The sequence below is a fragment of the Rhizobium sp. KNZ2-6A genome, from assembly GCF_056755475.1.
The window spans coordinates 1-26,544 of the sequence record NZ_JBNDIC010000022.1 but is presented as its reverse complement, the minus strand read 5'-3'; the positions used below and the strand labels follow the sequence as shown (position 1 = coordinate 26,544).

Genomic DNA, 26,544 nt, shown 5'->3' with positions numbered 1-26,544 from the left:
CCGGCGATGGGCCTGGACTCGCCGCGCCGGCCTCGAAGCGATCAGGTCAGGATGTGATCGAGCGAGCTTCTCACGCGCGGCTTTTCGGCTGCGGAGAGTGGCAGGATCGGACGTGGCGGATCGGCCCTGCAAAGATCGAGCGCTTCCGCAATCGCATACATGACGCGGAAGCTGCCGAACTCCTTGAAAAGGCTCCATAGTGGCTGAAATTTTTGATCGAGCCGTTCCGCTTCGGCGGTATCGCCAGCCTGAGCTGCTCGCGTAAGGGCCAGTGCTTCGGCGGGCAGGAGACCGGCGACCACGCTGTACCAAGCGTCACAGCCCGCCAGTAACCCGGCCGCTGCTCCCCAATCGCCGCTATAGCCGATGGAAAAGCCCTGTGGTGTTTCCTTGCGCAGATGTGCCATCTCTCCCTGGAAATCGCCTCCTTGCGGTAAGGGCATCTTCACCGCCGCGATGTTCGCCACCTTTGCCAGCCGCGCAATCAGCTCATTGCTGAAGGTGAATTTCGTCGTGCCTGGATTATTGTAGATGCAGAGCGGCAGGTCGCCGGCCTCTGCGACGGCTACGAAATGCTGATAGACCTCTTCCTCCAGCAGCGGCGTATAGGACATGGGGGCAAGCAACAGCCCGTCCGCGCCGGCAGCCTTGGCGTCGCGCGCCAATGCCTGGGCCTCGTCGGTTCGCAGCGCGCCGACGCCGACGATGACGGGGATCTTGCCGCCGACATTTGTCATCGCCGCCTGCACGGTGCGGCGGCGCTCGTCGCGTGAAAGAAAAGCGTAGCCGCCGGTGCTGCCGAGCAACCCGATGGAATCGGCGCCGGCCAGATGGATGCGTTCAAGCAGGCGCGTGAGCGCTGCAATATCAACGCGTCCGGAAGCATCGGTCGGGGTAATGGGAAAGGCCGAAAGACCGGTAAAGAGCGTCACGATTGTCCTCCTTCTTTGTCAGGCTCCGGACAACCTCGGCGATCGAAAGCCGGCTGTTTGCCCATGAATACGCCGCGCAAGTCATATCCCGCTCAATAGTTTGGTGGCAATCATCCACATGACAAAAGCGATGAGTGTTTCCAGAATGCGCCAGGACGAGGGTTTCGCGAAGATCGGCCTTAGCCATCTCGCGCCAAAGCCGAGCGAAAAGAAGAACAGGAAAGAGCCCGTCATGGCACCGGTTGCAAACGAAATCTCATGCCCGGGAAACCGCGTCGAGATCGTGCCGAGCAGCACGACGGTATCGAGATAGACATGCGGATTGAGCCAGGTGAGCGCCAGGCACATGGCGAGCGTCTGCTGAAAGCTCGATGATTTCGCCTCTCCGGCAGCCAGAACCGCGGAAGAGCGCAAGGCGGAATAGAGGCTCTTGGCCCCATACCAGATGAGGAACGCCGCTCCCGCATAGCGCATGACCGGATCGAGCCAGGGCAGCAGGGCGGAAATCTGGCGAAAGCTCGTCACGCCAAGCACGATGAGCGCGGCGTCGGAGAGGGCGCAGGCTAGGCAGACAGCGAACACATGTTCGTTGCGCAGGCCCTGGCGCAGGACGAAGGCGTTTTGTGCGCCGATCGCGACAATCAGGCTGAGCCCCATCGTGAGGCCCGTCATGTAAATCGAAAAATTCATGCTTAAGCAATTCCAGGAAAAGTGCGAAGCGGTTTTCCGTCCGGAATTGCGCGAAAACGAAAGGCTCTAGCGACATGCTCCAAAACGAATGAGCATTTCGGTATCGCCATATGTGGATTTAAGCTAATTAATGTTGCTAATCCGGATTAAGAAAAACTAAGCCATGCTCGATTATTCAGCTCTCCGTGCCGTCTCCATAGTCGTACAAACCGGCAGCTTCGAAAAGGCTGCGGGCATTCTGAACGTGACGCCGTCGGCAGTCTCGCAGCGAGTGAAGCAGCTTGAGGAACGCCTCGGCCTCGTCCTGATCGTCAGGGGCAATCCCTGCACCGCGACGGAGAAGGGTGAATGGCTCTGCCGCCATATGGAGAATGTCGGCATGCTCGAAGACGAGCTGTTCGGGCGCCTGCCGGCGCTCGTCGATCCCGGCGAGCCCAAGCAAAAGGTAACGCTTCACATTGCCACGAATGCCGACAGCGTCGGCACGTGGTTCTTAAAAGCCATATCGGGCTTTGCCAAGCACTCTCCCTATCTGCTGAATATAGCCATCGATGACCAGGATCATACCGCCGAATGGCTGCGGCGCGGGCGGGTGATCGCGGCCGTCACTGGCCTGGAAAAGCCGATCCAGGGATGCCGGCGCACATCCCTTGGCGCGCTCCGCTATCATGCGACCGCAAGCCCCGATTTCATGGCCCGGTATTTTAAAGCGGGCGTGACCCCGGAAGCGATCATGAATGCGCCGGCTTTGACCTTCAACCAGAAGGACAGGCTTCAAAGCCAGTGGATACGCCAGACATTCGGAAAGGATTTTGCCTATCCGAGCCACTGGCTGCCCTCGACACAAGGCTTCGTCGATGCCAGCCTTGCAGGCATGGGGTGGGGCATGAACCCCATCCAGCTCGTGCGGGAACATCTGGAGGCCGGACGCTTGGTCGAGCTGATCCCCGGCTCCCCGTTGGACATTCCATTATATTGGCAGGTGAACCGCCTCGCCGCCGATCGGCTCTCCGAATTGACGCGCGAGATCACCGCGGCGGCCAAATACCGTCTGCTGGCGTGAGCTATGCTTCGAGCCGAACACGCTGGCATTCGCCCCGCCACCTGGAACGCAATGTTCGCGAATCGGTACCTTGCCCCGCAGCCCTTTCCCTCTATGCTGACCGCGATTTCCAGGGAGGCTGACTTATGATCCTGCATTGCGTTTTTCTTCGACTCAAATCCGCCACCACACAGGACGAGAAGAGGGCACTCTTCGAATCCGTCGCCGCCTTGCAGAAAGTCATTCCCGGCATAGTCGACGTGAAATATGGGCCGAACGTCTCGCCCGAGGGACTGCATGGCGGTTTCGCGGATGGCTTTGTCGTCACCTTCGAAAGTGTCGAAGCGCGCGATGCCTATCTGGTGCATCCCGATCACGTCGCCGTCGGCGAGCGCATCATGTCTTCTACGGATGGCGGCCTGGCCGGCCTGATGGTCTTTGATTTCAATCTCTAGGCTGGAAGGGGCTGCAGGTAAAATATACCTACAGCCCCGATCGCGCGGTGTTCGCTCAGCTCGATTTCGCCATCGCTGCCGCGAGCTGATCAACGTTATAACGGAACATTTTTTCGTAAGTCGAAGCCGGCCCATTGGCCTTTGAAAGCGATTCGACATAGAGCTCGCCGCCAGGCTCCGCTCCGGTTGCCTTGGCGACCTGCTTGACGAGGCGCGGATCGTTCGAGTTTTCGAAGAAATAGGTCTTCACATGCTCGGTCTTGATCTGCTCGATCAACTTGGCGACTTCGGCGGCCGACGCTTCCGTTTCCGTGGAAACGCCGAGCGGCGACAGGAAGCTGACCTTGTATTCGCGGCCGAAATAGCCGAAGGCGTCGTGGCTCGTCAGCACCTTGCGGCGATCGTCCGGGATCTTGTCGAACTTGCCGTGCGCATAGGCATCGAGCTCGGTCAGCACCTTGGTGTAGCGCTCGGCATTTGCCTTGAAGTCTGCGGCGTCGGACGGATCGGCAGCAGAAAGAGCCTTCTCGATATTGGCAACCCAGATCTTCACATTGACCGGGCTGTTCCAGACGTGCGGATCGGTGACCGTCTTGCCGTCATCGACCATGGTGCGGGTGTTGATGCCCTCGGAGGCGACAACGGGCGTTCCCTTGTAGCCGGATGCAGTGATCAGACGGTCCATCCAGCCTTCCAGTCCTTCGCCGCTGACGAAGACGACCTTGGCGGCGTTCAGCGTCTTGGCATCGGCCGGCGAGGGCTCGAATTCATGGGGGTCGCCATTCGGGCCGACGAGGCTCGACACTTTCACATGGTCGCCGCCGACATGCTTGACGACATCGGCAAGCACGGTGAAGGACGCAACGACATTGAGCGTTTCGGCGGAAGCGGGTGCTGCGACGCCAAAGGCGACGAAGGCCGTTGCTGCTGCAGAGAGAAGCAGTTTCCGTTTGTTCATACTAGTCTCCTTGTTCGGATTAGCCCCGGAGATGGGGACGGGGGAAGAACCGCCGGGCAAGGCCCGAAGGTGCGAAGAGAATGGAGAAGCAGTAGATCAGGCTGGCGGTGATGATGATCGTCGGGCCCGAGGCAAATTCGAGATGATAGGAGGCGATGAGACCGAGATAGCCTGAAGCCATCGCCGTGCCGGTGGCGATCGCCATCATCGCAGGCAGGCTGCGCGACCAGAGCTGCGCCACGGCCGCCGGCAGCATCATCAGCCCGACTGCCATCAGCGTGCCGAGCGCCTGAAAGCTTGCGACGAGATTGAGCACGACCAGCAGCAGGAACAGGAAGTGATAGAGCGGCCCGCGTCCGCCGACGGCACGCAGGAAACCGGGATCGAAGCATTCCATGACGAGCGGCCGATAGATGATGGCGAGCGCCAGCAGCGTCGCCGTCGTGATTGCGCCGATCTGGTAGAGGGCAGGCGCATCAATTGCGAGAATGGTGCCGAAGAGCACATGCAGCAGATCGATGTTGGAGCCGCGCAGCGATACGATGAGAACGCCGAGCGCCAGCGAGGTCAGATAGAAGCTCGCAAAGCTCGCATCTTCCTGCAGCACGGTCGCGCGGCTGACGAGGCCGGACAACAGCGCCACGGACAAGCCGGCCACGAGCCCGCCAAGCCCCATGGCCGTCAGCGACAGCGAGCCGGCAATGAGATAGCCGATGGCCGCCCCGGGCAGGACGGCATGGCTCATGGCATCACCCATCAGGCTCATGCGCCTGAGCATCAGGAAAACGCCGATCGGCCCGGAGCCGAGGCCGAGGCAGACGCAGGCAATGAGCGCGCGCCGCATGAAGCCATAATCCGCGAAGGGTGCGAGGAATATATCATAGGCGGTCATTCGGCCGGCTCCCTCTTTGCCAGGCCGCCTTCGTCGTGCTCTTCTTCCGGCAGGCATGCCTCGGCTTCTTCATCCCAGCGTTCGGCCATGGCGCGCGCCTTGATGAGGTTGGTTGCGCTCATGATCTCCTGCGTCTTGCCCCACCCGACCAATTCGCGGGCGATCAGCAGCGTTTCGGGGAAATAGGCTCGCACCTGCTCGAAATCGTGCAGCACGGCAATGACCGTACGTCCCTCCCTGTTCCATCGCAGCACGAGGTCGAGAAGATCGCGTGTCGTGCGCTGGTCGATCGCGGTGAACGGCTCGTCCAGCAATATGACCCGGGCATCCTGCAGCAGCAGCCGCGCAAAGAGCACGCGCTGAAACTGCCCGGCCGAAAGTGAGCCGATATACCTGTTTTCGAAGCCTGAAAGCCCGACGATGCCGAGCGCTTCGCGCGCCCGTTCGGCATCATTTCGGGAGAACTGGCCGAAGGCGCCGGCATTCCTCCAGGCACCGAGCATGACGGTATCGGCAACCGAAATTGGAAAGCGTCTGACCATCTCTGCTGCCTGCGGCAGATAGCCGAAATCATTGCGCGTCAGCGCGCCGCGGTCGATCGAGCCCTCCGCCGGCCGCAGTTCGCCGACGATTGCTTTCAGAAGCGTCGACTTGCCGGCCCCGTTCGGCCCGGCAATCGCCGTCAGGCTGCCGGCGGCAAATCCGCCCGAGATGTGGTGCACGGCCGGGTGACGCTCATAGGTGACGGTGAGATTGTTGAGCCGGATCAGATCGTTCATGCCAGCGCCACCGCCCAGCCGATGGCCGCCCAGAGCACCGCAATGCCGATCGCCACATAGGCAAGGCGCGTCAAGGCGGAGCGCCCCATAAGGGACGGTGCGAAAGGATCACGGTCAGAAGGCATTTCGGGGCTTTCAATAATGTAATAACATTACGTGTAGTAGCCGATGAAATACGGCAAAAAAGAGGCGGAGAGCGGATCGATGGTAGTTGAGCATCGGCAATTGGCGTTCCGCGTCAATAATGCTATAAATAGCGCATTATTTGTTATTCAGCGGTCTGACTTTAAGGGAGCGATGCTTATGAATGTTTCTATCGGCGAGCGCTGGGAAAAATTCGTGGAGAAAACGGTGGAAGAGGGACGTTACAGCTCCGCCAGTGAAGTGGTGCGGGAAGGTCTCCGGCTCGTGGAGGAACGTGAGGCGAAAATTGCGGCCTTGCGGCATACTCTGGAGGCATCGATCGCTCGTGGAGGCGATATATCCGACGAGGAGTTGGGTGCCGCTTTGGAAGCTAAGGCTGCTGAATTGGCAAAGGAAGGTTATTAAGTGGCTCGGCTTCGTTATACAGCCGATGCTCAAACCAATATTCTTGATATTCTCGTATATATAGCGCGCCAAAGTGGCAGCCAAAAAGTCGCTTTGAAATTTACGGAGCAACTACGCCGATGGTGTCTTCGAGGTTTTGAATGTGCTCGAGGGACACCGCGATTTCGATACTCATTTCATCGAAGAAGAATAAAGCGAGAGCGCCTCTGAGGCGCTCTGCATCTTCCATCTGAATAATATCAGAGTTGCTCGATCATCGCCGCAGCGCCCGAGACTGTCGCCTGGCCAGGGCTTTCCTCAATGTTAAGCGTCTTGACCACGCCGTCTTCCACCAGCATCGAATAACGCTTCGAGCGGATGCCGAGGCCGCCGGCGGAGAGGTCGACGTCGAGGCCGAGCGCCCTGGTGAAGGAGCCGTCCCAGTCGGCGAGGAAATGGATCTTGCCGAGGCCGCCTGATGATTGCGCCCAGGCGCCCATGACATGCCAGTCGTTGATGGAGACGACCGCGATGTCGTCGATACCCTTGGCGAGAATGGTGTCGCGATTCTCGAGAAAGCCCGGCAGGTGATTGAGCGAACAGGTGGGCGTGAAGGCGCCGGGAACGGCAAAAAGCACGACACGCTTGCCGGCAAACAATTGCTCGGTGCTGATCTCGACCGGGCCGTCGGCGGTCTTTTCCTTGAAGGTGGCGGCAGGCAGCGTGTCGCCGATGGCGATAGACATGGGTTCTCTCCTCTGGTCGTGAATTCGGGGCGCTCGAACGGCCGCCGATGGCATGAAGACGGTTTCGCGAACTATAGATCCGGCCTATTCGAACGCAAGTGTGGTTTCCATAGCCCGATCGCCGTCGACGACCAGAATGCCCCAGCGCTTGCCCTTCGGATCGTAATTCTTCGGCAGCTTGCCGATCTCGATATCGGTCGAGAAGCTGTTTCCATCCCGCTTTGCGTTCATTTGCTGGAAGAACACATAGCCCGACGGTCCCGTCACGTAGATCGTCGGCGCATCGCCGGTTGCCTCCGGCAAGGTTAGCTGCAGCGAAAGCTTCTTCGCATCGGCGGAGACTTTGTGGCTTTGGATGGCGAAATCGGATGAAGGGGCTTCCGGCAGCAGCGCTTTCGCCGCGTCCAGCACGGCCAGTTCATGCGGGGTCGGCTGCTCGCCTGCCGGCAGCGGCAATGCATACTCAGCCTGGAAGGGGATGCAGATTTCTTTGCAGAGGCCTACGAAAGCGGTCAGCTTGAGTTCTGTGGGTGTCTTGCCGGCAACGCGAAAATCGAGCGGCAAGGTCACCGGCGCATCATAGCCGATCTCCCTGATATTGCCGACCGTGATCTGCTTCGGCACGGGATAGCCGGCCTTTTCCAGCGTCACGCCGCTATCGGGTGCCGGCGTCACCTGGGGCGGAATTCCGCCCTGGCCCGGCTCGCGCCAATAGGTGATCCAGCCGGGTTCCGGCTCGATCTGCAGGGCGGCGCGGATATGCCCTTCAGCATCGGACGCAAGCGCCACCAGGCGCATGCGTCCGCCCTGATTGCCCACCCATTCGCTCGTGGCGGCATGAGCCGTTGCGGCGGTGAATAGAGTGGCAGCGAACAATGCCGAGAGGCGTGCGAGAGTGCTTATTCCAATCATGAAACAAGGATTTAACGGATCGGGCCGTCGGGAGCCAGCATGACGGAAGAGGGAAATGATCATTTTCAGTTGATTGATTTATGACATTGCCCCATCTTGATTATAGGCGGTGCAGTTGCAGACTGCGGTCAGGAGGCACGATGTCCCTATCGACGCTGAAGAATAGACGGGAAAGAGGTTTTCTCGACGGTCAGTTCCTGATCGCCATGCCGGGTATGGAGGATCGGAACTTCCACCGGACGGTGGTTTATATCTGTGCCCATTCCGATGCAGGTGCCATGGGTTTCGTCATCAATCGGGGCCAGAAACTGACATTCACCGACGTCCTCTTGCATCTCGAAATGATCAAGGACGACGATGCCATCGTGCTTCCGCAAGGCGCGCGAGATTTTCCCATCCAGACCGGCGGTCCGGTTGAAAGCGGGCGCGGCTTCGTCCTGCATTCCGACGATTACATCAGCGACAGCAGCATTCCGGTCAGTGACGATATCAGCCTGACGGCGACGCTCGATATCGTTCGGGCCATTTCCAAGGGGAGCGGTCCGAAGCGCGCGACGATGCTGCTCGGCTATGCCGGCTGGGGCGCCGGTCAGCTCGAGGCGGAGATCGGCAATAACGGCTGGCTGAATTGCCCGGCGAACGAAGAACTGATCTTCGATCGCAGCCTCGACAACAAGTATGACCGCGCCTTGGCGCTCATGGGCATCAACCCCGCAATGTTGTCGCCGCACGCCGGCCATAGCTGAGCGATTTGCGCTGTTTCGGAACGAAATAGCGAATGTGACGTTTTCCAGGCAGTGCAACGGCAATACCGCCGTGCAAGCCAGGGAGGCGTCAGACATGAGCAGCACGACCGACAAGATGTCCGGCAAGGTGAACGAAATCGCCGGCAAGGCCAAGCAGGCGACCGGCAAGGCGACCGGCAACAAGAGCATGCGCGCCAAGGGCGCTGCGCAGGAAGCCAAGGGCAAGATGCAGACCGCCGTTGGCAAGGCCAAGGACAAGGTCAAAGGCGCAGTCGACCGGATGTGACCGGCTGTTTGTATTTACCAATCCATGGTCGCTGCTCCGTCCGAATTGACGTTGCAGCAGCGATGTTGGGAGGAGGAGCCTGTTACGGAAACGTGGCAGGCTCTTTATTCTCGCCTATACGTCTTTTCCGAGGGGAACATGCGGCTTTTCACCTGCGACCATTGTGGCCAGCCCGTCCATTTCGATAATAGACAATGCGTCCGCTGCGGCCATCAGCTCGGCTTCCTTCCCGACCGCCTGGCGATTTATGCACTCGAGGCCGATGACGATGCGACATGGCATGCGGTTTCCGAGCCCGAACGGCCTGTACGCTTCTGTGCCAATGCCGAACTCGACATCTGCAACTGGCTCGTCGATGCTGACGATCCGCAGCCCTATTGCGTCGCCTGCCGTCATAATCGACTGGTACCGAATACCGATACGCAGCAGGGTATAGACCGCTGGCGGCGTATCGGTCAGGCTCAGAGGCATCTGTTCTATTCCCTGCTGCGCTGGAATTTGCCGCATCCCGATCGGCAGCAGGATCCGGCTGGCGGTCTGGTGTTCGATTTCCTCGAGGATGAAGTGCAGGGTGGCACCATCGTTCCGGCCATGACCGGCCACGAGGAAGGGCTGATCGCCATTCGTGCCGCCGAAGCGGATGACGCGACGCGCGAACAGACGCGCACCTCCATGAACGAGCCCTATCGCACCTTGCTCGGTCACTTCCGCCACGAGACCGGCCATTTCATCTGGAACAAGCTTGTCCGCGACCGCGGACAATTTGACGGCTTCCGCGCGGTCTTCGGCGATGAGCGCGCCGACTACGGCATGGCGCTTCAGGCCCATTACGACAACGGTCCGCCTGCGAACTGGCAGGAGAGCTTCATTAGCGCCTATGCCAGCGCCCATCCGTGGGAGGATTTTGCCGAATGCTTCGCGCATTATCTGCATATCGTCGATACGCTGGAAACGGCGCGTTCCTTCGGCCTGGCGATAGACCCCTATCGCTATCACGACATGGCCGCCGAAGTGGATTTCGATCCCTATAAGGCCGAAAGCGCCGAACAACTGGTCAATGCCTGGATCCCGTTGAGCGTGGCGATCAATTCCATCCAGCGCAGCATGGGACAGCCGGATTCCTATCCCTTCATCCTCTCGCCGCCGGTGGTTGCGAAGCTCGACTACATAAGGCAGCTGATCGACGGGCCGTGATCATTACCCTCCCCTTGAGGGGAGGGTCGGAGCAACGCTCCGGGGTGGGGTGATTTCCGAGCGGGGTCACCCCCACCCGCGCGTTCCGCGCGACCTCCCCCCCTCAAAGGGGGGTGGACCTTGTTGTTAGGCGCGCTTCGTCAGCGGAAAGCGTTCCTTCAACAGACGTATCACCGAATCCGATCCCATCGGCGGGCCGAAGATGAAGCTCTGTCCGTAGCTGCAGCCGATCTTGGCAAGCTCCAGCGCGTCTTCTTCAGATTCGATGCCTTCGGCGACCACGCGCATATTGAGTTCGCGCGCCATGGAGATGACCGAGCGCAGCAGAACGGCCTTCTTGTCGCTGTCGTCGCGGACCATGGCCTTGTCGAGCTTGATCGTGTCGAACGGGAAGCGGGTGAGGTAGGCGAGCGACGAATAGCCGGTGCCGAAATCGTCGAGCGCCAGGCCGATGCCGGCGTCGCGCAGTTTGTTGAGCACGAGCCGCGCCTGTTCCGGATTTTCCATCACCTGCGATTCCGTCAGCTCCAGCTTGATGCGGCTCGGATCGCAATGGGTCTTGGCGAGCAGGGCACGGATATCGTCGTAAAGCTCGTTGTTGAGCAGCTGCACGCTGGAAAGATTGATGGAGACGAACAGCGGCAGGTCGCCGGTCTGTCGCTGCCAGGCCTTCAGGTCATTGGTCGCCTGTTCGAGCGCGAACATGCCGAGCGGGCCGATAATGTCGGAAGCCTCCGCGATCGGAATGAATTCCGTTGGCGGAATATTGCCGCGCTTGGGATGCTCCCAGCGCATCAGCGCCTCGAAGCCTGCGACTTCGGCATCTTCCAGGCGGACGATCGGCTGATAGACGAGCGAAAGCTCCTTACGCTCGACGGCGCGGCGCAGATCGGTTTCAAGCTGCAGCCGGTCGGTGCCGAAGCTACGGAAGGCCGGCTGGAACGGCTCGACGCGATTGCCGCCAGCACGCTTGGCGCGGTACATGGCGAGTTCCGCGTCGCTCAGCATGCCGGCCGCATTTTCCTGCTGGTCGACCCACGATGTCAGCCCGACCGATGCCGTCAGGATGATTTCGCGATTGGCGAAATTGATCGGCACCATGATCGCCTTGCTGATCGCATCGGCAAAATCTGCGACCTTGGCCGGATCGCGTTCGGAAATGAGGATGAGGCCGAACTGGTCGCCGGAAAGGCGCGCGAGTGTATCCTGCGGCTTCATCAGGCGGCGAAGGCGCCGGGTCAGCGCGATGAGAATATTGTCGCCCGCCGCGAAACCGAGCGTATCGTTGACGAGCTTGTAGCGGTCGATGTCGATGACCATCACGGTCGGCCTGAGCTGATTGCCATCCGACGCCAGCGTCAAAACAGCCTGCAGGCGGTCGAGGAAGACCTGCCGGTTCGGCAATCCTGTGAGGTTATCGTGCACGGCGTCATGCAGCAGCCGCTCGACCGAATTCTTCTGCTCGGTAATGTCGACGATCGTGCCGACGCAGCGGATGATCTCGCCATTCGACCCCAGCACCGGCCGGGCACGGATGGACAGCCAGTGGAAATGCCCATCCTCCGCACGAATGCGGAACTCGTGGTTCAGCCGGCCGCGCCGGTGTTCCAGCAGTACATCGAGCGTCGCGCGGAAGCGGTCGCGATCGTCGGGATGCAGCCGCGGCAGCCAGTTACGCGCGGCGCCATGCATGGTGCCGGGCGAAAGGCCGAGCTTCATCGAGATATCAGGCGTCGTCACGACGCGGTCGCGGGCCACGTCCCAATCCCAGACGGTGTCGCCGGAGCCGGTCAGTGCTAGGGATTGCCGCTCCAGATCCGAAAACAGGCCCTGCTGGAAGGCGCCGCCGGCAAAGGCGTGCTGCATGACGGTAAAGCCGATCAGCAGGACGATGAGCACGAGGCCGCCGCCGAGTGCGGGCTGGATGATGTCGTTGTCGAGCTTGCCCATGACCGTCATCCAGGCTCCGAACAGCCAGACGAGGATCAGTGCCCAGGCGGGCACGAGCAGGATGGCGCGGTCATAGCGGCTGAAGCCGAGATAGATGATGAGCAGCAGGCCCGCCGTCGCCGTCAGCGCCAGCGACAGCCGCGCAATGCCGGCCGCGATCGATGGATCGTAGATCGCCACGCCGAAGAGCAGGGCAAGGCCGAGAACCCAGGCGAGCGTCACGTAGCCGAGATGGGCATGCCAGCGATTGAGATTGAGATAGGTGAACAGGAAGATCACCAGGCTCGATGCGAGCGCCACCTCCGCACAGGCGCGCCATATTCGCTGGTCGCCGGAAGTTATGGTGATGAGCTTGCCGAGGAAGCCGAAATCCACGCAGATATAGCCGAGCACCGCCCAGGCGAGAGCCGCCGTTGCCGGCAGCATCGACGTGCCCTTGACCACGAAAAGGATAGTCAGGAAGACGGCCAGCAGGCCGGCGATGCCGAGCACGATGCCGCGATATAGCGTGAAGGCGTTGACCGTATCCTTGTAGGCGTTCGGTTCCCAGAGGTAGAGCTGCGGCAGGTTTGGCGACGAAAGCTCGGCAACGAAGGTGACGACGGCGCCGGGGTTCAGCGTGATGCGGAAGACATCGGCCTCGTCGCTTGGTTGACGATCGAGCGCGAAACCTTCGCTCGGCGTGATCGCGACGATGCGCTGCGAGCCGAGATCGGGCCAGAAGACCTTCGAATTCACCAGGCGGAAATGCGGGGCGACGATGACGCGCTCCAGCTGCTCTTCGGAGACATTGGCAAGCGCGAAGACCGCCCAGTCGCCCTGGTGGTTCGGCGAGGAGGAGCGGACCTCGATGCGGCGGCGAATGCCGTCGGCTCCGGCCGCCGTCGAAACCTGAAAGGCTTCACCTTGATTTCTGTAGATCTCCGTCGTTGCCGTCAGGTCGAGAGCGGTATCGTCGCGCGAAATCTTCACGGGTTCCGCCGCATGCGCCATTCCGGCGATCAACAGCATCATGGTGGCCGCAAGCGTTGCGATAACAGCGCCTAGCCGCCGGGCCATCGTCCCCGTCTGCGTGAATCTGGCGATCATCGCTGGTCGAGGCTTCGGTTCGGGTTGGTATCGGATGCCAACCTTGAAAACATCACATGGTCGCGCCACTGACCGTTGATTTTAAGATAACCGCGCAAATGACCTTCCCGCTGGAAACCGGCTTTTTGCAAAAGCCGCATGCTACGCTCATTGTCCGGAATACAGGCTGCTTCAATTCGGTGCAACTCAAGTCCGGAAAAGATATAGGGTATAACCAATTGAAGTGCGGCGAACATATGGCCCTGGCCGGAATAGCGCTCGCCCATCCAATATCCGATCATGCAGCTTTGCGCGGCACCGCGTCGAATATAGCCGATCGTAATCCCGCCAACCAGCGTCATGTTTCCTCTGAGGAAGATGAACAGCGGTATGGCCTGGCCGGAAGTGTATTCCTGCTTGCCGCGAATGACGCGTGCCCGATAGGCGCCCTCCGTCAGCTCGTCATGCCGCCAGGTCGGCTCCCAGGGTTCCAGGAAGCGGCGGCTCTCCGCCCGGAGCCTGTGCCATTGGTTGAAATCGGAGTAGCGCGGCAGGCGTAGCAAATATGTGTCGTTTTCGAGTTCAACCGCGTCCGGATGACGTGAGAGAAACCGAAAGACAGATTTTTGCATGCCGCCAAGCACTCCCCCGAGAATTGAACCCATAGGCTCGCGGCGTGCCCTTAGCCGCTTGCGCTTTTGGAGGCGGGGGCCGGCGACGACAGCGACGTGACGATGTCTTCCATCGGTGCGAGCTGCTCCAGCGGCCCGATCGCCGAAAGCGTCGGTACTGTATCGAAGAACAGCCGGCCGGCAAGGTCCGTCAAACGGTCGATGGTAATGCCCTCCAGGCGTTCCAGCATCTCCTGGTTCGGGATGGGGCGGCCGTAAAGCATCATCTGCCGGGCGATCTGGCCGGCACGGGCGGCCGGGCTTTCCTGGCCCATCAGCAGCTGCGCGCGGATCTGGGCGCGGGCGCGCTCGATTTCCTGCTGCTGGATATCATGGGAAGACTTGCGCAACTCGTCGACGATGACGGGCAGCAATTCCGGCAGGTTCTCGCCGCCGGTCGCGGCGTGGATGCCGAAGATGCCGGTGTCGGAGAAGCCCCAGTGGAAGGCATAGACCGAATAACAGAGGCCGCGGAACTCACGCACTTCCTGGAACAGGCGTGAGGACATGCCGCCGCCGAGGATGTTGGCGAGGATCTGCGAACAATAAAAATCGCGGGTGTGATAGGCGCGCCCCTCGAAGCCGAGCAGGATCTGCGCATCCATCAGGTCGCGCGTTTCCCGGATGTTGCCGCCGATATAGCGGGCCGGTTCGATAACGGGCGGAGCGGACGGTTTCGTCGGCAGGCTGGAGAAGCGCTCCTCGACCTGACGCACGAAGCTTTCATGATCGACCGCGCCGGCCGCCACTACAAACATGCGGTCGGTCGTGTAGTTGCGGCCGAGATAATGGCGGATCTGTTCCGGCGAGAAGGAGACGACGGTTTCCGGCGTGCCGAGAATGGCGCGCCCGAGCGTCTGGCCGCGATAGGCGACCTCGGAAAATTTGTCGAAGACGACATCGTCGGGCGTGTCGTTCGCGGCATTGATTTCCTGCAGGATGACCTGCTTTTCACGCGCCAGCTCTTCCTCGTCGAAGGCGGATTCCGTCAGGATATCGGCAAGGATATCGACGGCGAGCGGCACGTGATCCCTCAAGACGCGGGCATAATAGGACGTGGTTTCGGTCGAGGTGGCAGCGTTGACTTCGCCGCCGACATTCTCGATTTCCTCGGCGATCTCGCGGGCGGTGCGCCGCCCCGTGCCCTTGAACGCCATATGCTCGAGCAGATGCGCGATACCGTGTTCTGCTTCCGTCTCGTTACGCGAACCCGATTTGATCCAAACGCCGAGTGCCACGCTTTCGAGGTGTGGCATCGATTGGGTCGCTACTGTCAGCCCGGACGCAAGCCGGGTGCACTCCACTGTCATCGCTTGTCTTTCCGCGTCTGCTATTCGCCGGTCCGGGCGTGCTTGCCGATAAAGTTTTCAACGGCTTTGAGTTCCGGATCGAGAATGTCGAAACGCTCCTCCCTGGTCATCAGACCAGCAAGCCACGTCGGAAGCGCCGGGTCAATACCGGATGCGGATTTTACTGCCGCGGGGAATTTTGCGGGATGCGCGGTGGCAAGCGTCACCATTGGGCTGCTGGGACGCTCGTTCTTTTCGGCAACGAAAGCGCCGATCGCCGTATGCGGATCGAGCAGATAGCCCGTATCCGCAAGGGTTTTCCGGATGGTTTCGGCCACCTGCTTCTCGCTGGCGCGGCCGGCGCGAAAGTCCTTCTTGACGAACTTCAGGGCCTCTTCGCTGATCGAAAAGCCGTTCGACTGCTTCAGGCTTTCCATGGCGGCGCGCACCTTGGAAGCATCGCGGCCGTTGGCCTCGAACAGCAGCCGTTCGAAGTTGGAGGAGATCTGGATATCCATCGACGGCGAGGTGGTGGCCTTGACGGAACGCATCTCGTAGCGGCCGGTTTTCAGCATGCGCGCCAGGATATCGTTCTCGTTTGTGGCTATGACCAAGCGCTCGATCGGCAAGCCCATGCGCTTGGCGACGTAGCCCGCGAAAATATCGCCGAAATTGCCCGTGGGCACGGTAAAGGAAATCTTACGGTCCGGGCCGCCAAGGGCGACTGCGGTGGTGAAATAATAGACCACCTGCGCCATGATTCGCGCCCAGTTGATGGAGTTGACGCCGGAAAGCTTGACCTTGTCGCGGAAGGCGGCATCGTTGAACATGGCTTTGACGAGGTTCTGGCAATCGTCGAAATTGCCCTTGACCGCCAGCGCGTGAACATTTGCCGCCGTCGAGGTGGTCATCTGCCGCTGTTGTACCGGCGAGACCTTCCCATGCGGGAAGAGAATGAAGATGTCAGTGCGCTCGCGGCCGGCAAAGGCGTCGATGGCAGCACCGCCGGTATCGCCCGACGTGGCGCCGACGATGGTGGCCCGTTGTCCGCGTTTTTCCAGCGCATAGTCCATCAACCGCGCCAGCAGCTGCATGGCGACATCCTTGAAGGCGAGCGTCGTGCCGTGGAAGAGCTCCATGACGAAACTGTTCGGCCCGGTCTGGACGAGCGGTGCCACCGCGGGGTGCCGGAAGGTGGCGTAGGCATCGTCGATCATGCCGCGGAAAACATCCGCCGGGATCTCGCCGTTTGTGAAAGGCGAGAGGACCGTGAAAGCGACCTCCTGATAGCTCTTGCCGCGAAAGGCGCGGATTTCCTTCTTTGTCAGGACAGGCCATTCACGGGGGACGTAGAGCCCGCCGTCGCGAGCAAGGCCGGCCAGAAGGGCGTCGCAGAAGCCAAGGGCAGGGGCTTCTCCCCGCGTTGAAATGTAATCCACGGTCTTAGAATTCCTTTGGTCGCAAAATTGCCTGAGTGATCGATTGAGAGGGTAGCGGAGCGAAACGATGGCGGCCCGTCTTTTTGCGTCGGATCAGCCGCGTGGTTTTCGCGTTTGCGCAAGGCGCGTGGGATCGGCGCCATCCGGCCGCTGTTTATGGCAATGTGTCGATCTCGAAAAGTGAGCCAAAACGGTGTCTACCCAATCGATTTTTTGCTGCGTCGCTGGTATAGACCATCGCCAAGTGTCATAAAAGGCCCGTTTGACAGGCTGCAGGCCGATAATGTGAAATATATGGAGAGGGTGGATTAATAGTGTTTGGCAAGGTTTCGCGTCGTCTTTTCTCCGCTTCGCTTCTGGCATTGCTGACGGGTTGCAGCACTCTCGGTATCGGCGGCAATAGTGAAAAACAGCCGGCAACGGATGTAACGGTTGCGCCGCAAGCAGGGGCCGCGACTGCGGCTCCGACCGGCGGTCAGACCTACGTCGCCGGCAAATGCCCTCAGGCCGTCATTCGCGACGAAGACTCGGTCTATCGCGTTTACGCCAAGGGCGCCAAGGACGATCCGAACCAGCTAGCCTATCAGGCCTCACTCGCGCAGGCGACACGCCAGTGCACCAGCGACGGCACCAGCCTCGGCATTCATGTCGTCGCGCAGGGGCGCCTGGTCGCGGGCCCGATGGGCAGCTCCGGCAAGGTCACCTTGCCCATCCACGTTGCCGTCATGGACAATGATAACGCCCTTTACAGCAAGACCATCATGTACACGGCGGAAATTCCGCCGGGCGAGACCACGGCACAGTTCCTCTTCACCGATAACGATATCCAGGTTGCCGGCGGTTCCGGCGGCTTCACGATCGTCCAGCTCGGCTTCGACCAAGGCCCGCAGAAGCCTGTAAAGGGCGAGAAGCCGGCCCGTAAGAAGCGCCGCTAAGGTTGGGATCAGGCAGTAGGCAGTAGGCAGTAGTAAAGGATCACCTTGTCCTTGCTACCGCCGGCACGCTAGCAGCAACATCTATTGCCTATTGCCTATTGCCTATTGCCTATTGCCTATTGCCTATTGCCTCACAAAACGCCGTCCCACTCAGCCAGCGCCATCACCACGCCGGGCAAATCGGCCATGCGGCTGACGACGGTCTCGGCGCCGGCATCGGTCAGCCGGTCAGCATGCGAAGGATAGGTATGCGACGCGCCGGTGAAGCCGATGACGCGCATGCCGGCGGCGCGTGCCGCCTGGACGCCATGAACCGAATCCTCGACGACAATCGTATTGGCCGGGCTGACATTCATCTGCTGGGCGCCATGCAGGAAGATGTCGGGCTTCGGTTTCACGCGGTCGGCGCCGAGATCCTTGGCGGAATAGATATGCGGCGCAAAGAATTTGATGTAGCCGACCTTGGTCAGCATCATCTCAAGGCGTTCGGAACTGGAATTCGAACAGATGCAGCGTGGCATCGGCAGTCGCGATAGCGCAAGCGGAACGCCGGGAATAGCCTGAACCTCATTAGCAAGCTTCAGGTCGAGCAGCTTTTCCGATTTGTCGAGCAGCGACGCGGAGAGCGGGATGCTCGCCTCGCGCTCGACTTCAAACAGGATGTTGCGCCAGGTCATGCCGGCGAAACGCTCGCCCATTTCCTCGGTGCTGATCGGATAGCCGGCATCGGTCAGCAGCTTCGATTCCACCTGCGCCGCGATGATTTCCGAATCGACCAGAACGCCGTCGCAGTCGAAGATGATGAGGTCGAAGCCGTTGCTCATGAGAGGTACTGCCTTTGATATGGGCTGGATTCGCATGCTTCACGGAAGGCCGTCGATGGTTCGGAGCATGCTCTGGAAAATGACGGTGGGGCTTTACACGATATGCGGCCAAAGCTCAACCAATTGGCGGACATGGCTGCGCTGCAGTTAGCGAAAGGGTCGAAATGTGCAAAAGAGGTAATGGCTTTTGCTTGCCGCTCGACATCCGGCAGGCCCGCCTTTAAGGATCGGCCATGGCCAAGGAGCGCGACGACACCATTGCCAGCCGCATCAGCCGGGTGCTTGCCGACCGCATCATCCGTGGAGAGATCGCGCCCGATGCCCGCCTGCGGCAGGATCACATCGCCGAGGAATTCGGCACCAGCCATGTGCCCGTGCGCGAAGCGTTCCGGCGGCTGGAGGCGCAGGGGTTGGCGATCAGCCTGCCGCGCCGTGGCGTTCGCGTTGCCTCCTTCGATCTCAAGGAAGTCCGCGAGGTCGCGGAAATGCGGGCGGCGCTCGAGGGCCTTGCGCTCAAGCATGCGGCACCGCACCTGACACCTGCCATTCTCGACGAAGCCGAGCAGGCGGCGCGTGATGGCGATGCCGCCGGCGACGTCGATGCCTGGGAGGAGGCAAATCGCCGCTTCCACCGCCTGATACTGGCCCCCTGCGGCATGGTGCGGCTGCTCGCGTCGATCGATGACCTGCACGCCGCCAGCGCCCGCTTCCTCTTTTCCGCCTGGCAATCCGGCTGGGAGAAGCGCACCGATCACGACCACCGCGCCATATTAGCGGCGCTGCGCCAGGGGCGGGCGGACGAGGCGGCCGGGATCCTGCAGAAGCATGTGCAATGGATCGGCCGTGCGCCGGTGCGCACACCTTCCGGATCGACGCGCGAAGCCTTCGCAATCGTCGGCTAACTGCCTCTATAAATCATGGGCGATTTCGCGCTGGGCTCGTGGGTTTTTAGCCTACAGCGCCGTGCGTCATATATGACGCGCAAAGGTCGCTGTAGTACTTTAAATCTGCTGCATAATTTTATCCTTAAATCGATTCCGATTTAAGGAATTATGCAGTAGGGGCGTCACCCAACTCGAGCGGAAAGAATGCCAGAAAGCGGCGCTCTCCTTCGGGCGTGAAGAAGATCGAGCGGCTGTTCTCAGTTCGCCGCGCCCAACCCTTGTCTAAGAAGTTCGAAAGCAGTGCCTTGCCGAGGCTGCCGGCCAGATGCGCCCGCCGCTCGCTCCAGTCCAGGCAGGATCGGCAAAGCGGGCGGCGGCTCGAGCGCAACCCGGAGACATCGATGCCGATCGATCCCAAATGCTTCTCGCCCTGCGTCGTCAGGTTCAAACCCTCACCCATGACCGAAATCGATCCGGCCTCCACCAGGCTGTCGAGCATGCGCACGCCGTAATCGCCGGCAAGATGGTCGTAGCAGATGCGTGCCTTACGCAGCGCCGGTTCCTTCGGGCCGGGACGATGGCGAAGGTGCCCGCGGCTTGCGGCAAAACCCATGATGCCCTCAAGCAGCTTGCCGACGCGATCGTCGGCAAGAGCGAAGTAGCGATGGCGACCCTGCTTGCGTTGCGTGAGCAGACCGCCCGCTTCGAGCTTGGCAAGATGGGCGCTCGCGGTCTGCAGCGTCACGCCGGCCGCGCCCGCAAGTTCGGTTGCCGTCAATGCGCGGCCGCCCATCAGCGCCGTCAGCATGTTCGCTCGTGCCGGATCGCCGATCAGCGAGCCAATCTGCGCTATGTCTGGACCTTCTTTCATACTTCGATCGTAACCGAAGCATCTCCGTTCCGCAATGTGAGAAAACACTCCCATCAGCAAAGGAGAAAGCCAATGATCACCTGTCTCATCCGCTATCAGATCGATCCGTTCAAGCAGGAAGCTTTCGCGGAATATGGCAAGGCCTGGGGCCAGGTCATCCCGCGCAACGGCGCGGATCTGATCGGCTACTTCGCACCGCACGAGGGCTCGCTGACGACGGCCTACGGCATCTACAACATCGAAAGCCTGGCTGCCTATGAGGCCTATCGTAAAAGTCTCGCCGTCGATCCGCTGGCACAGGCTAATCACGATTTCTCCCGCCGCGAACGTTTCATCTTGCAGGAGGATCGCATTTTCCTGAAAAATGTATCCTTGCCACATGCTCCGAGGATATCGCCATGATCGCAGTTATTTTCGAAGTCGTTCCGCATCCCGATGAGCGTCAGCACTATCTCGACATTGCCGGACGGCTGCGTTCGGAACTCGAAACCATCGACGGCTTCGTCTCCATCGAACGCTTCGAAAGCCTGACACAGCCGGGCAAGATCCTGTCGCTTTCGTTCTGGCGCGACGAGGCCGCCGTTCGTGAATGGCGAAACCGCGAGGCCCACCGCGCCGCGCAGAAAGCGGGCCGTAAGACGGTATTTGCCGATTATCGTTTGCGCGTCGCGCAGGTGCTTCGCGATTACGGCATGACGGAACGGGCCGAAGCGCCCGAAGACAGCCACGCGGTGCACGACATCTAAAGCAGCTCCACGTCATCTCGCTATTCGGTTAGCCCTGCATTCCCGGCGTCTTCGCCGGGAAATTCGAAAATATGCCGCCGCTTTAGCCTTTGGTAACCAAGTTAGGTAACCATAACACTCAGTTAAGAACACCGAGTAAGTGTAACAGAGCGAGTATCACATGGCGTCAGTTTTCCCGCTTGCCGACCTCAGGACCTCCGCAGTTCCGGGGTCCTGGATCGACACGATCATCAAGGGCGATTGCGTGGCCGCTCTTGAAGCACTGCCCAATCAATCCGTCGACGTCATCTTCGCCGACCCGCCGTACAACCTCCAGCTTGGCGGCACACTGCATCGTCCGGACCAGTCGCTGGTCGATGCCGTCGATGACGAGTGGGACCAGTTCGCCTCCTTCGAAGCCTATGATGCCTTCACCCGCGCCTGGCTGCTTGCCTGCCGCCGCGTGCTGAAGCCGACGGGCACGATCTGGGTCATCGGCTCCTATCACAACATCTTCCGCGTCGGCGCGACCATGCAGGATCTGAACTTCTGGATCCTCAACGACATCGTCTGGCGCAAGACCAACCCAATGCCGAATTTCAAGGGCCGCCGCTTCCAGAACGCCCATGAGACGATGATCTGGGCGAGCCCGAACGCCAAGGCCAAGGGCTATACCTTCAATTACGATGCCATGAAAGCCGCCAATGACGACGTGCAGATGCGCTCCGATTGGCTGTTCCCGATCTGCAATGGCAATGAGCGGCTAAAGGGCGACGACGGCAAGAAGGTGCATCCGACGCAGAAGCCGGAAGCGCTGCTGGCCCGCGTCATCATGGCCTCGTCCAAGCCCGGCGACATCATCCTCGATCCCTTCTTCGGATCGGGCACGACGGGCGCTGTTGCCAAGCGTCTCGGCCGTCATTTCGTCGGCATCGAGCGCGAGCAGGATTATATCGATGCGGCAAGCGCTCGCATCGCAGCCGTCGAGCCGCTCGGCAAGGCGGAGCTGACCGTCATGACCGGCAAGAAGGCCGAAGTGCGCGTTGCCTTCAACGTGCTCATCGAGAGTGGCATGATCAAGCCGGGCCAGGTGCTGACGGATGCGAAGCGCCGCTATAGCGCCATCGTGCGTGCCGACGGTACGGTCGCCTCGGGTGGCGAGGCCGGCTCCATTCATCGCCTCGGCGCGAAAGTCCAGGGGCTTGATGCATGCAACGGATGGATGTTCTGGCACTTCGACGACGGCAGTTCCCTGCGCCCGATCGACGAACTCAGAGCCATTATCCGCAGCGATCTGGCGAAGGTTGAGTAGTCTCAGTCATTTCCCGGAAGCACACCCGCCTTCTTCCGTCGTGTACCTCCAGTTAGGGAAGAAGGTGAAACGCTCAGGGCCTTGCCGGACGATATATCCGGCAAGGCCCTGAGCGTCTTTCGTTTCAGATGTCAGAATTCCTGATAGTCCGTGACGTCGACGCGCACGACGCGGCCGTCTTCGTTGAACGTAATCGTTTCCTCGCCTTCGCGGATCAGCGGCTTGCCCGTCTTGCTGTTGGTGGCGCGAACCGACCAGACGGCACGGCCGGAAAGCGGCGTCAGTGTTTCCACCAGCGAGTTCGATGCCGTCTGGTCCGGATAAGTGTCGAAATAGCCGCGGAAGGCTTCCATGATCGCCGCGCGGCCAGCAAGGCTGCCGACGCCGTTGGAGACATAGGTGGCATCCTCTGCGAAGAAGCTCTCTATCGCCTCATAGTCCAGGCGATTGATTGCGTCATGGAACAGATCGATGCGTTGTGCGGGATCGAAGGTCATCGGCTCAAACCTTTATGCCATGGACGGCGAGATCGCTGCGCAGCTTCTCGGCGCCTGTGAAGTGAATTGCATGCCAGCCGGCGGCCCGTGCGCCTTCGACGTTCGGATAGGAATCATCGATGAAGATCGTCGAGGCCGGATCGAGGTCGAAGCTCTTGGCGTGGGTATCGTAAATCGCGACATCCGGCTTGATCAACCCGATATCGCCGGAAACCGTGACGCCGCGCGGCTTATTGAGGAACGGGTAGCGCAGCTGTGCCTCGCGAAACGTATCGGAAGCGAAGTTGGTCAGCATGGTGACGTCGCGTCCCTCGGCGATCAGCTGTTCCAGAATCGCGACGCTGCCGTCATAGGCATGCGGAACCATCTCGTGCCAATATTTGCGGAAGCTGCGGATTTCTTCTTCCCGTTCGGGATGATCGGCGATCAGCAATGCCTCGGCATCGCTCCAGGTGCGGCCGCGATCCTGCTCAAGGTTCCATTCATGAGTGCAGACATTGGCGAAGAACCACTCGCGCTCGGCAGAGTCCGGAATAATCCGGCTGTAGGGAAGGTTTGGATCATAGTGGATGAGAACCTTGCCGATATCGAAAACGATATGCCGTATTTCTGTCGTCATAAATGAATTCCTGAATTTGGTCTAAACGCTTTTTGCGAACGCATTGGGAATAGCCTGCGCGATCGCTTTTTTCATGACTGTCGGCAGTGCCTGGTCTTCAAGATTTGTAACCGGCGCCCACCATCCGTCATGGTTGTCATTCTGCGAGGCCGACTTGGCGCGCCAGATCGACAGCCGCAGTTCGAAATGCGTAAAGACATGCGTCACCGTGCCCGCCGGCTGCCAGTCGGCCGGGAAGGGGGCTGCCTCGATACCGGTCTCGCCGTCGATGCGCGCCGTCCACCCCGTCGTCGGCACTTCGGTCATTCCCCCAAGCAGACCGCTTTCGATGCGACGGCGCAGAAAGATCTCGCCCTCGTCGTTAACGGCAACGAAGGCAGCCCCCTGGCGCACCGGCTTTTCCTTCTTGGCGGCCTTGACCGGAAAACGCTCGGGATCATGCCAGGCCAGCGCCTGACAGGCTCCATTGAAGGGACAGAGCGAACAGACCGGGCGTTTCGGTGTGCAGATCGTCGCGCCGAGATCCATCATCGCCTGGGCGAAATCGCCCGGCCGGTCGGCTGGTGTCAGCAAGGCGACTTTCTGCTTCATCAGCGGCTTGGCGCCGGGCAGGGGCGCCGAAATCGCATAAAGGCGGGAAATGACGCGCTCCACATTGCCGTCCATCACGGCTGCCTGGCGGTTGAATGCGATCGCGGCAACGGCGGCAGCCGTGTAGTCGCCGATGCCGGGGAGGGCACGCAAGCCATCCTCGGTATCGGGAAAGCGCCCGCCATGATCGGCTGAAACGGCCTCGGCGCATTTCTTCAGGTTGCGGGCGCGGGCGTAATAGCCGAGCCCGGCCCAGGCGGCCATGACGTCGTCGTTCGCGGCGGCGGCGAGATCATCGACCGTCGGCCAGCGCTCCAGGAATTTGGCGAAATAGGATTTGACCGCCGGCACGGTCGTCTGCTGCAGCATCACTTCCGACAGCCAGATGCGATAGGGATCGGGCTTGACCCCGCGGGCGGCCATGGGCGGTGAGACGCGCCAGGGCAGGTCGCGGTGGTGTCGATCGTACCAGGCAAGCAGGGATGCGGCCGTGGGGGATTCTAAAGTGGTGGTCATGATTTGCCGCGTCGAGGGGAAGTGCTCTATACTTGGCCAAGCTGCGCCGGACGATCAAGGTCCCGGACGTATAAAGCATACGTAGAGACTTGGATGAGATGAGTTATCCCCGAAAAGGCGTACGGCAGATTTCCGAGCTGACCAACGGCATCGTCGATCCGGTGCTGGCAAAGCGCGCCGGCATCAACACGACGCTGCTCGGCTGCTGGGATGAGATTGCCGGCGAGGACTTTGCCGACTGCACACGGCCGGAAAAGATCGCCTGGGCCAAGCGAACAGGCCCCGGCATGGATGACCGCTATCAGCCGGGCGTGTTGACGATTGCCTGCGAGGGCGCCCGCGCGCTCTTTTTGATCCATGCACAGGGCGAGCTTATCCAGCGCATTAACAGCTTCTTCGGCTTCTATGCCGTCAATCAGATCCGCATCGTGCAGAAACCGGTTTCGGCTGCGTCCAAACGTTCCCGCACGCCGCCGGCATTGAAGGGCGAGGCGGCGCGGAAGTTGGCTGACATGATAGATGGCATCGAGGATGAGAAGATCAGGGCTGCCGTTCAACGTTTGGGCACGGCGATAGCGTGGAAGCGGGGTAGGACGTAATCCAGACTTGCCTTTGCTAATGACACTGTCATACTCGGGCGGAGTATTTGTAAGGGAACTGGATATGCGAAGCAGTCGGCCGATAACGGTTACACTGGGTAATCAGCAGCGCGGTGTCGATGCGAGACTGGAATCAGGAGCATACGATTCTGCTAGCGAAGTCCTGCGTGCTGCTTTGAGGGCATTGGACCGCGAAGAAGAAGTCATAAATCAAATCATGCGCGCAAAGATCCAGGAAGCGCTTGATGACCCGCGACCCGGCAGAGATGCCGACGAGGTTTTCGATAGAATTAAAAGAATACATGCCGAGCGAATGAAAGCAGCTGGTCGTGAATTATAGGATTGTTTTCAGCGCTCTTGCCGAAGACGATCTTCTAGGCATTTATGAATTCATTGCGAAAGATAGCCCGAGCCGCGCATTGTCGTTTATCCAACGGCTCCAACAGCAGTGCAAAACACTTGAGACGATGGCCGATCGAGGTCCTCAACGTGAGAATTTAGGGCCGGGTGTTCGGATATTGGTGTTTGAGCGGCGGGTTACCGCCGCTTACCATATCAAGAACGAGCAAGTCATTATTCTACGTCTCTTTTATGCTGGCCAGAATATTCCATCGACCTTGATCGACGAGCATTGAACTCGCATGCATTCCTATCAATTCCGACGAAAATTTAACCTCTCCGTCTTTCCCAGGTCACAATTCTTTGAAGAAAGTTGGTCAACCGTGCCTTGTTAGCGGCAAGCTGCCGTTATATCGCATGAACATTCGAAGACCTCTTTCAACGACGGGTGACTCTATGCCGATGTCCGACATGTTCTTGACCAAACGCCATCTGCTGGGCGGCTCTGCCTTTGCAGCCCTTTCCGTGGCGTTCTCTGCCTTTGCCGACACCGCATCCGCCGCGACCGCCGAAGACGAAGTGCCGCCGTCGGACGGCAATGTCGACATGAACGAAGTGCTGAAGCCCGGCCCGCTGCCGGAAATCGCATTCGGCAAGGAAGACGCCCCTGTCAAGATCGTCGAATACATGTCGCTGACCTGCCCGCACTGCGCGCATTTCGCTGTCACGACCTTCGACACGATTAAGCAGAAATATGTCGATACCGGCAAGGTCCGCTTCATCATCCGCGAATTCCCGTTCGATCCGCGTGCAGCCGCCGCCTTCATGCTGGCCCGTTGTGCCCCACAGGAACAGTACATGCCGATGGTCGAAATGCTGTTCAAGCAGCAGATCGCTTGGGCTTCGCCTGACGTCGACGGCCGCGCCGCATTGCTGCAGATGTCGAAACTCGCTGGTTTTACTGAGGATAGCTTCACGAAATGCTTGACGAACCAGAAGCTTCTGGATGATGTCAACTCTGTACGGGAACGCGCAGCCAAGGATTTCGGCGTCAATGCGACGCCGACCTTCCTGGTCAATGGCAAGCGCTATGCAGGGGACATGTCTGTTGGTGCCATGTCGAAGCTTATCGACAGCCTGCTCTGATCCGCGACTTGTGTCATCACAGGCGGGCGGCCGAGGTCGTGCGCCTGCTTTCTATTACCTCCCCCTTGAGGGGGGAGGTCGCGCGGAACGCGCGGGCGGGGGTGATTTC

At 60.2% G+C, this 26,544-nt stretch carries 32 protein-coding genes; 15 read left to right on the top strand and 17 right to left on the bottom strand.

Features of this window, described 5'->3' with window-relative positions; genetic code table 11:
* Positions 1-41: 41 nt before the first annotated feature.
* Entirely contained in the window at positions 42-932 is an 891-nt protein-coding gene (locus ACPYOP_RS16605) for a dihydrodipicolinate synthase family protein (protein WP_481411459.1), read from the bottom strand.
* A gap of 81 nt (positions 933-1,013) precedes the next feature.
* On the bottom strand, positions 1,014-1,622 hold the full coding sequence (locus ACPYOP_RS16600) for a LysE/ArgO family amino acid transporter (RefSeq protein ID WP_481411458.1): 609 nt from the start codon (positions 1,620-1,622) through the stop codon (positions 1,014-1,016).
* A gap of 163 nt (positions 1,623-1,785) precedes the next feature.
* On the opposite strand from ACPYOP_RS16600, the gene ACPYOP_RS16595 reads away from it, so the two are divergent.
* Complete coding sequence (locus ACPYOP_RS16595) at positions 1,786-2,685, top strand: LysR family transcriptional regulator ArgP (RefSeq protein ID WP_481411457.1); 900 nt, start codon at positions 1,786-1,788, stop codon at positions 2,683-2,685.
* A 125-nt stretch (positions 2,686-2,810) separates the two neighbouring features.
* A complete protein-coding gene (locus tag ACPYOP_RS16590; RefSeq protein WP_481411456.1) occupies positions 2,811-3,119 on the top strand; it encodes a Dabb family protein in 309 nt (102 codons plus the stop codon).
* 55 nt (positions 3,120-3,174) lie between these two features.
* Here ACPYOP_RS16590 and ACPYOP_RS16585 read toward each other — a convergent pair whose 3' ends face one another.
* The 4 genes from ACPYOP_RS16585 to ACPYOP_RS16570 are packed head-to-tail and all read right to left on the bottom strand — an operon-like array spanning position 3,175 to position 5,873.
* Positions 3,175-4,077: a metal ABC transporter substrate-binding protein gene (locus ACPYOP_RS16585; RefSeq protein WP_481411455.1), complete on the bottom strand. Its 903-nt coding sequence runs from the start codon at positions 4,075-4,077 to the stop codon at positions 3,175-3,177.
* A 19-nt stretch (positions 4,078-4,096) separates the two neighbouring features.
* Positions 4,097-4,969, bottom strand: coding sequence for a metal ABC transporter permease (locus tag ACPYOP_RS16580; RefSeq protein WP_481411454.1), 873 nt, complete (start codon positions 4,967-4,969; stop codon positions 4,097-4,099).
* On the bottom strand, positions 4,966-5,748 hold the full coding sequence (locus ACPYOP_RS16575) for a metal ABC transporter ATP-binding protein (RefSeq protein ID WP_481411453.1): 783 nt from the start codon (positions 5,746-5,748) through the stop codon (positions 4,966-4,968). The genes ACPYOP_RS16580 and ACPYOP_RS16575 overlap by 4 nt, the downstream gene beginning before the upstream one ends.
* Positions 5,745-5,873, bottom strand: a complete 129-nt coding sequence (locus ACPYOP_RS16570) for a hypothetical protein (protein ID WP_481411452.1) — start codon at positions 5,871-5,873, stop codon at positions 5,745-5,747. The genes ACPYOP_RS16575 and ACPYOP_RS16570 overlap by 4 nt, the downstream gene beginning before the upstream one ends.
* Before the next feature lie 43 nt (positions 5,874-5,916).
* On the opposite strand from ACPYOP_RS16570, the gene ACPYOP_RS16565 reads away from it, so the two are divergent.
* Complete coding sequence (locus tag ACPYOP_RS16565) at positions 5,917-6,297, top strand: type II toxin-antitoxin system ParD family antitoxin (protein ID WP_481411451.1); 381 nt, start codon at positions 5,917-5,919, stop codon at positions 6,295-6,297.
* Between the two features lie 239 nt (positions 6,298-6,536).
* Here ACPYOP_RS16565 and ACPYOP_RS16560 read toward each other — a convergent pair whose 3' ends face one another.
* Positions 6,537-7,022 (bottom strand): redoxin family protein, encoded by a 486-nt coding sequence (locus tag ACPYOP_RS16560; RefSeq protein ID WP_481411450.1) that lies wholly within the window; start codon positions 7,020-7,022, stop codon positions 6,537-6,539.
* A gap of 84 nt (positions 7,023-7,106) precedes the next feature.
* Complete coding sequence (locus ACPYOP_RS16555; RefSeq protein WP_481411449.1) at positions 7,107-7,934, bottom strand: protein-disulfide reductase DsbD domain-containing protein; 828 nt, start codon at positions 7,932-7,934, stop codon at positions 7,107-7,109.
* A gap of 140 nt (positions 7,935-8,074) precedes the next feature.
* On the opposite strand from ACPYOP_RS16555, the gene ACPYOP_RS16550 reads away from it, so the two are divergent.
* The 3 genes from ACPYOP_RS16550 to ACPYOP_RS16540 all read left to right on the top strand — a co-directional run bounded on the left by ACPYOP_RS16550 (position 8,075) and on the right by ACPYOP_RS16540 (position 10,160).
* Entirely contained in the window at positions 8,075-8,680 is a 606-nt protein-coding gene (locus ACPYOP_RS16550) for a YqgE/AlgH family protein (RefSeq protein WP_481411448.1), read from the top strand.
* Between the two features lie 94 nt (positions 8,681-8,774).
* Positions 8,775-8,966, top strand: a complete 192-nt coding sequence (locus ACPYOP_RS16545; RefSeq protein ID WP_481411447.1) for a CsbD family protein — start codon at positions 8,775-8,777, stop codon at positions 8,964-8,966.
* Positions 8,967-9,104: 138 nt separating this feature from the next.
* Entirely contained in the window at positions 9,105-10,160 is a 1,056-nt protein-coding gene (locus ACPYOP_RS16540; RefSeq protein WP_481411446.1) for a zinc-binding metallopeptidase family protein, read from the top strand.
* A 126-nt stretch (positions 10,161-10,286) separates the two neighbouring features.
* Here the strand turns inward: ACPYOP_RS16540 and ACPYOP_RS16535 are convergent, their stop codons facing one another.
* From ACPYOP_RS16535 to thrC, 4 genes are read right to left on the bottom strand one after another with little or no spacing between them, the layout of a single operon-like run.
* A complete protein-coding gene (locus tag ACPYOP_RS16535) occupies positions 10,287-13,199 on the bottom strand; it encodes an EAL domain-containing protein (protein WP_481411445.1) in 2,913 nt (970 codons plus the stop codon).
* Positions 13,196-13,810, bottom strand: coding sequence for a GNAT family N-acetyltransferase (locus ACPYOP_RS16530; protein WP_481411530.1), 615 nt, complete (start codon positions 13,808-13,810; stop codon positions 13,196-13,198). The genes ACPYOP_RS16535 and ACPYOP_RS16530 overlap by 4 nt, the downstream gene beginning before the upstream one ends.
* A 50-nt stretch (positions 13,811-13,860) precedes the next feature.
* Positions 13,861-15,159, bottom strand: a complete 1,299-nt coding sequence (locus ACPYOP_RS16525; protein WP_481411444.1) for a M16 family metallopeptidase — start codon at positions 15,157-15,159, stop codon at positions 13,861-13,863.
* Positions 15,160-15,179: 20 nt separating this feature from the next.
* Positions 15,180-16,577 carry a threonine synthase gene (gene thrC, locus ACPYOP_RS16520; RefSeq protein ID WP_481411443.1) on the bottom strand — a complete coding sequence of 466 codons (1,398 nt, stop codon included), beginning with the start codon at positions 16,575-16,577 and terminating at the stop codon, positions 15,180-15,182.
* Between the two features lie 314 nt (positions 16,578-16,891).
* On the opposite strand from thrC, the gene ACPYOP_RS16515 reads away from it, so the two are divergent.
* Entirely contained in the window at positions 16,892-17,512 is a 621-nt protein-coding gene (locus ACPYOP_RS16515; protein ID WP_481411442.1) for a hypothetical protein, read from the top strand.
* Between the two features lie 131 nt (positions 17,513-17,643).
* On the opposite strand, the gene ACPYOP_RS16510 is transcribed toward ACPYOP_RS16515, so the two are convergent.
* Positions 17,644-18,336: an HAD family hydrolase gene (locus ACPYOP_RS16510; protein ID WP_481411441.1), complete on the bottom strand. Its 693-nt coding sequence runs from the start codon at positions 18,334-18,336 to the stop codon at positions 17,644-17,646.
* 233 nt (positions 18,337-18,569) lie between these two features.
* On the opposite strand from ACPYOP_RS16510, the gene ACPYOP_RS16505 reads away from it, so the two are divergent.
* Entirely contained in the window at positions 18,570-19,238 is a 669-nt protein-coding gene (locus tag ACPYOP_RS16505) for a GntR family transcriptional regulator (RefSeq protein ID WP_481411440.1), read from the top strand.
* Between the two features lie 148 nt (positions 19,239-19,386).
* Here ACPYOP_RS16505 and ACPYOP_RS16500 read toward each other — a convergent pair whose 3' ends face one another.
* Entirely contained in the window at positions 19,387-20,091 is a 705-nt protein-coding gene (locus ACPYOP_RS16500) for an ArsR/SmtB family transcription factor (RefSeq protein WP_481411439.1), read from the bottom strand.
* Positions 20,092-20,163: 72 nt separating this feature from the next.
* On the opposite strand from ACPYOP_RS16500, the gene ACPYOP_RS16495 reads away from it, so the two are divergent.
* The 3 genes from ACPYOP_RS16495 to ACPYOP_RS16485 all read left to right on the top strand — a co-directional run bounded on the left by ACPYOP_RS16495 (position 20,164) and on the right by ACPYOP_RS16485 (position 22,128).
* Complete coding sequence (locus ACPYOP_RS16495; RefSeq protein ID WP_481411438.1) at positions 20,164-20,493, top strand: NIPSNAP family protein; 330 nt, start codon at positions 20,164-20,166, stop codon at positions 20,491-20,493.
* On the top strand, positions 20,490-20,837 hold the full coding sequence (locus ACPYOP_RS16490; RefSeq protein ID WP_481411437.1) for an antibiotic biosynthesis monooxygenase family protein: 348 nt from the start codon (positions 20,490-20,492) through the stop codon (positions 20,835-20,837). Before ACPYOP_RS16495 ends, ACPYOP_RS16490 begins: the two co-directional genes overlap by 4 nt.
* A 160-nt stretch (positions 20,838-20,997) precedes the next feature.
* Positions 20,998-22,128 (top strand): DNA methyltransferase, encoded by a 1,131-nt coding sequence (locus tag ACPYOP_RS16485; protein WP_481411436.1) that lies wholly within the window; start codon positions 20,998-21,000, stop codon positions 22,126-22,128.
* A gap of 131 nt (positions 22,129-22,259) precedes the next feature.
* Here the strand turns inward: ACPYOP_RS16485 and ACPYOP_RS16480 are convergent, their stop codons facing one another.
* Genes ACPYOP_RS16480 through mutY form a run of 3 tightly spaced genes read right to left on the bottom strand, consistent with a single transcriptional unit; the run spans position 22,260 to position 24,354 of the window.
* Positions 22,260-22,625 carry a nuclear transport factor 2 family protein gene (locus ACPYOP_RS16480; protein ID WP_481411435.1) on the bottom strand — a complete coding sequence of 122 codons (366 nt, stop codon included), beginning with the start codon at positions 22,623-22,625 and terminating at the stop codon, positions 22,260-22,262.
* Positions 22,626-22,629: 4 nt separating this feature from the next.
* Positions 22,630-23,244, bottom strand: a complete 615-nt coding sequence (locus ACPYOP_RS16475) for an HAD family hydrolase (protein WP_481411434.1) — start codon at positions 23,242-23,244, stop codon at positions 22,630-22,632.
* Between the two features lie 21 nt (positions 23,245-23,265).
* Entirely contained in the window at positions 23,266-24,354 is a 1,089-nt protein-coding gene (gene mutY / locus ACPYOP_RS16470) for an A/G-specific adenine glycosylase (RefSeq protein ID WP_481411529.1), read from the bottom strand.
* A 95-nt stretch (positions 24,355-24,449) separates the two neighbouring features.
* Between mutY and ACPYOP_RS16465 the strand changes: the two genes are divergently transcribed.
* From ACPYOP_RS16465 to ACPYOP_RS16450, 4 genes are all read left to right on the top strand, one after another.
* Positions 24,450-24,950 carry a DUF721 domain-containing protein gene (locus ACPYOP_RS16465; RefSeq protein ID WP_481411433.1) on the top strand — a complete coding sequence of 167 codons (501 nt, stop codon included), beginning with the start codon at positions 24,450-24,452 and terminating at the stop codon, positions 24,948-24,950.
* A 19-nt stretch (positions 24,951-24,969) separates the two neighbouring features.
* Positions 24,970-25,290, top strand: coding sequence for a type II toxin-antitoxin system ParD family antitoxin (locus ACPYOP_RS16460; protein ID WP_481411528.1), 321 nt, complete (start codon positions 24,970-24,972; stop codon positions 25,288-25,290).
* A complete protein-coding gene (locus tag ACPYOP_RS16455) occupies positions 25,280-25,585 on the top strand; it encodes a type II toxin-antitoxin system RelE/ParE family toxin (RefSeq protein ID WP_481411432.1) in 306 nt (101 codons plus the stop codon). Before ACPYOP_RS16460 ends, ACPYOP_RS16455 begins: the two co-directional genes overlap by 11 nt.
* Positions 25,586-25,745: 160 nt before the next feature.
* Complete coding sequence (locus tag ACPYOP_RS16450; protein WP_481411431.1) at positions 25,746-26,435, top strand: DsbA family protein; 690 nt, start codon at positions 25,746-25,748, stop codon at positions 26,433-26,435.
* Positions 26,436-26,544: the final 109 nt, after the last annotated feature.

Bases quoted from the DNA above. Each gene is read 5' to 3' on its own strand.
- ACPYOP_RS16475 (WP_481411434.1), bottom strand. From the start codon at position 23,244: ATGACGACAGAAATACGGCATATCGTTTTCGATATCGGCAAGGTTCTC.
- ACPYOP_RS16530 (WP_481411530.1), bottom strand. From the start codon at position 13,810: ATGCAAAAATCTGTCTTTCGGTTTCTCTCACGTCATCCGGACGCGGTT.
- ACPYOP_RS16490 (WP_481411437.1), top strand. From the start codon at position 20,490: ATGATCGCAGTTATTTTCGAAGTCGTTCCGCATCCCGATGAGCGTCAG.
- ACPYOP_RS16595 (WP_481411457.1), top strand. From the start codon at position 1,786: ATGCTCGATTATTCAGCTCTCCGTGCCGTCTCCATAGTCGTACAAACC.
- ACPYOP_RS16460 (WP_481411528.1), top strand. From the start codon at position 24,970: ATGACACTGTCATACTCGGGCGGAGTATTTGTAAGGGAACTGGATATG.
- ACPYOP_RS16545 (WP_481411447.1), top strand. From the start codon at position 8,775: ATGAGCAGCACGACCGACAAGATGTCCGGCAAGGTGAACGAAATCGCC.
- ACPYOP_RS16510 (WP_481411441.1), bottom strand. From the start codon at position 18,336: ATGAGCAACGGCTTCGACCTCATCATCTTCGACTGCGACGGCGTTCTG.
- ACPYOP_RS16495 (WP_481411438.1), top strand. From the start codon at position 20,164: ATGATCACCTGTCTCATCCGCTATCAGATCGATCCGTTCAAGCAGGAA.
- ACPYOP_RS16525 (WP_481411444.1), bottom strand. From the start codon at position 15,159: ATGACAGTGGAGTGCACCCGGCTTGCGTCCGGGCTGACAGTAGCGACC.
- ACPYOP_RS16560 (WP_481411450.1), bottom strand. From the start codon at position 7,022: ATGTCTATCGCCATCGGCGACACGCTGCCTGCCGCCACCTTCAAGGAA.
- ACPYOP_RS16485 (WP_481411436.1), top strand. From the start codon at position 20,998: ATGGCGTCAGTTTTCCCGCTTGCCGACCTCAGGACCTCCGCAGTTCCG.
- ACPYOP_RS16555 (WP_481411449.1), bottom strand. From the start codon at position 7,934: ATGATTGGAATAAGCACTCTCGCACGCCTCTCGGCATTGTTCGCTGCC.
- ACPYOP_RS16580 (WP_481411454.1), bottom strand. From the start codon at position 4,969: ATGACCGCCTATGATATATTCCTCGCACCCTTCGCGGATTATGGCTTC.
- ACPYOP_RS16590 (WP_481411456.1), top strand. From the start codon at position 2,811: ATGATCCTGCATTGCGTTTTTCTTCGACTCAAATCCGCCACCACACAG.
- ACPYOP_RS16465 (WP_481411433.1), top strand. From the start codon at position 24,450: ATGAGTTATCCCCGAAAAGGCGTACGGCAGATTTCCGAGCTGACCAAC.
- ACPYOP_RS16450 (WP_481411431.1), top strand. From the start codon at position 25,746: ATGCCGATGTCCGACATGTTCTTGACCAAACGCCATCTGCTGGGCGGC.
- ACPYOP_RS16600 (WP_481411458.1), bottom strand. From the start codon at position 1,622: ATGAATTTTTCGATTTACATGACGGGCCTCACGATGGGGCTCAGCCTG.
- ACPYOP_RS16585 (WP_481411455.1), bottom strand. From the start codon at position 4,077: ATGAACAAACGGAAACTGCTTCTCTCTGCAGCAGCAACGGCCTTCGTC.
- ACPYOP_RS16575 (WP_481411453.1), bottom strand. From the start codon at position 5,748: ATGAACGATCTGATCCGGCTCAACAATCTCACCGTCACCTATGAGCGT.
- ACPYOP_RS16500 (WP_481411439.1), bottom strand. From the start codon at position 20,091: ATGAAAGAAGGTCCAGACATAGCGCAGATTGGCTCGCTGATCGGCGAT.
- ACPYOP_RS16480 (WP_481411435.1), bottom strand. From the start codon at position 22,625: ATGACCTTCGATCCCGCACAACGCATCGATCTGTTCCATGACGCAATC.
- ACPYOP_RS16565 (WP_481411451.1), top strand. From the start codon at position 5,917: ATGAAATACGGCAAAAAAGAGGCGGAGAGCGGATCGATGGTAGTTGAG.
- ACPYOP_RS16540 (WP_481411446.1), top strand. From the start codon at position 9,105: ATGCGGCTTTTCACCTGCGACCATTGTGGCCAGCCCGTCCATTTCGAT.
- ACPYOP_RS16550 (WP_481411448.1), top strand. From the start codon at position 8,075: ATGTCCCTATCGACGCTGAAGAATAGACGGGAAAGAGGTTTTCTCGAC.
- ACPYOP_RS16570 (WP_481411452.1), bottom strand. From the start codon at position 5,873: ATGCCTTCTGACCGTGATCCTTTCGCACCGTCCCTTATGGGGCGCTCC.
- ACPYOP_RS16535 (WP_481411445.1), bottom strand. From the start codon at position 13,199: ATGATCGCCAGATTCACGCAGACGGGGACGATGGCCCGGCGGCTAGGC.
- ACPYOP_RS16505 (WP_481411440.1), top strand. From the start codon at position 18,570: ATGGCCAAGGAGCGCGACGACACCATTGCCAGCCGCATCAGCCGGGTG.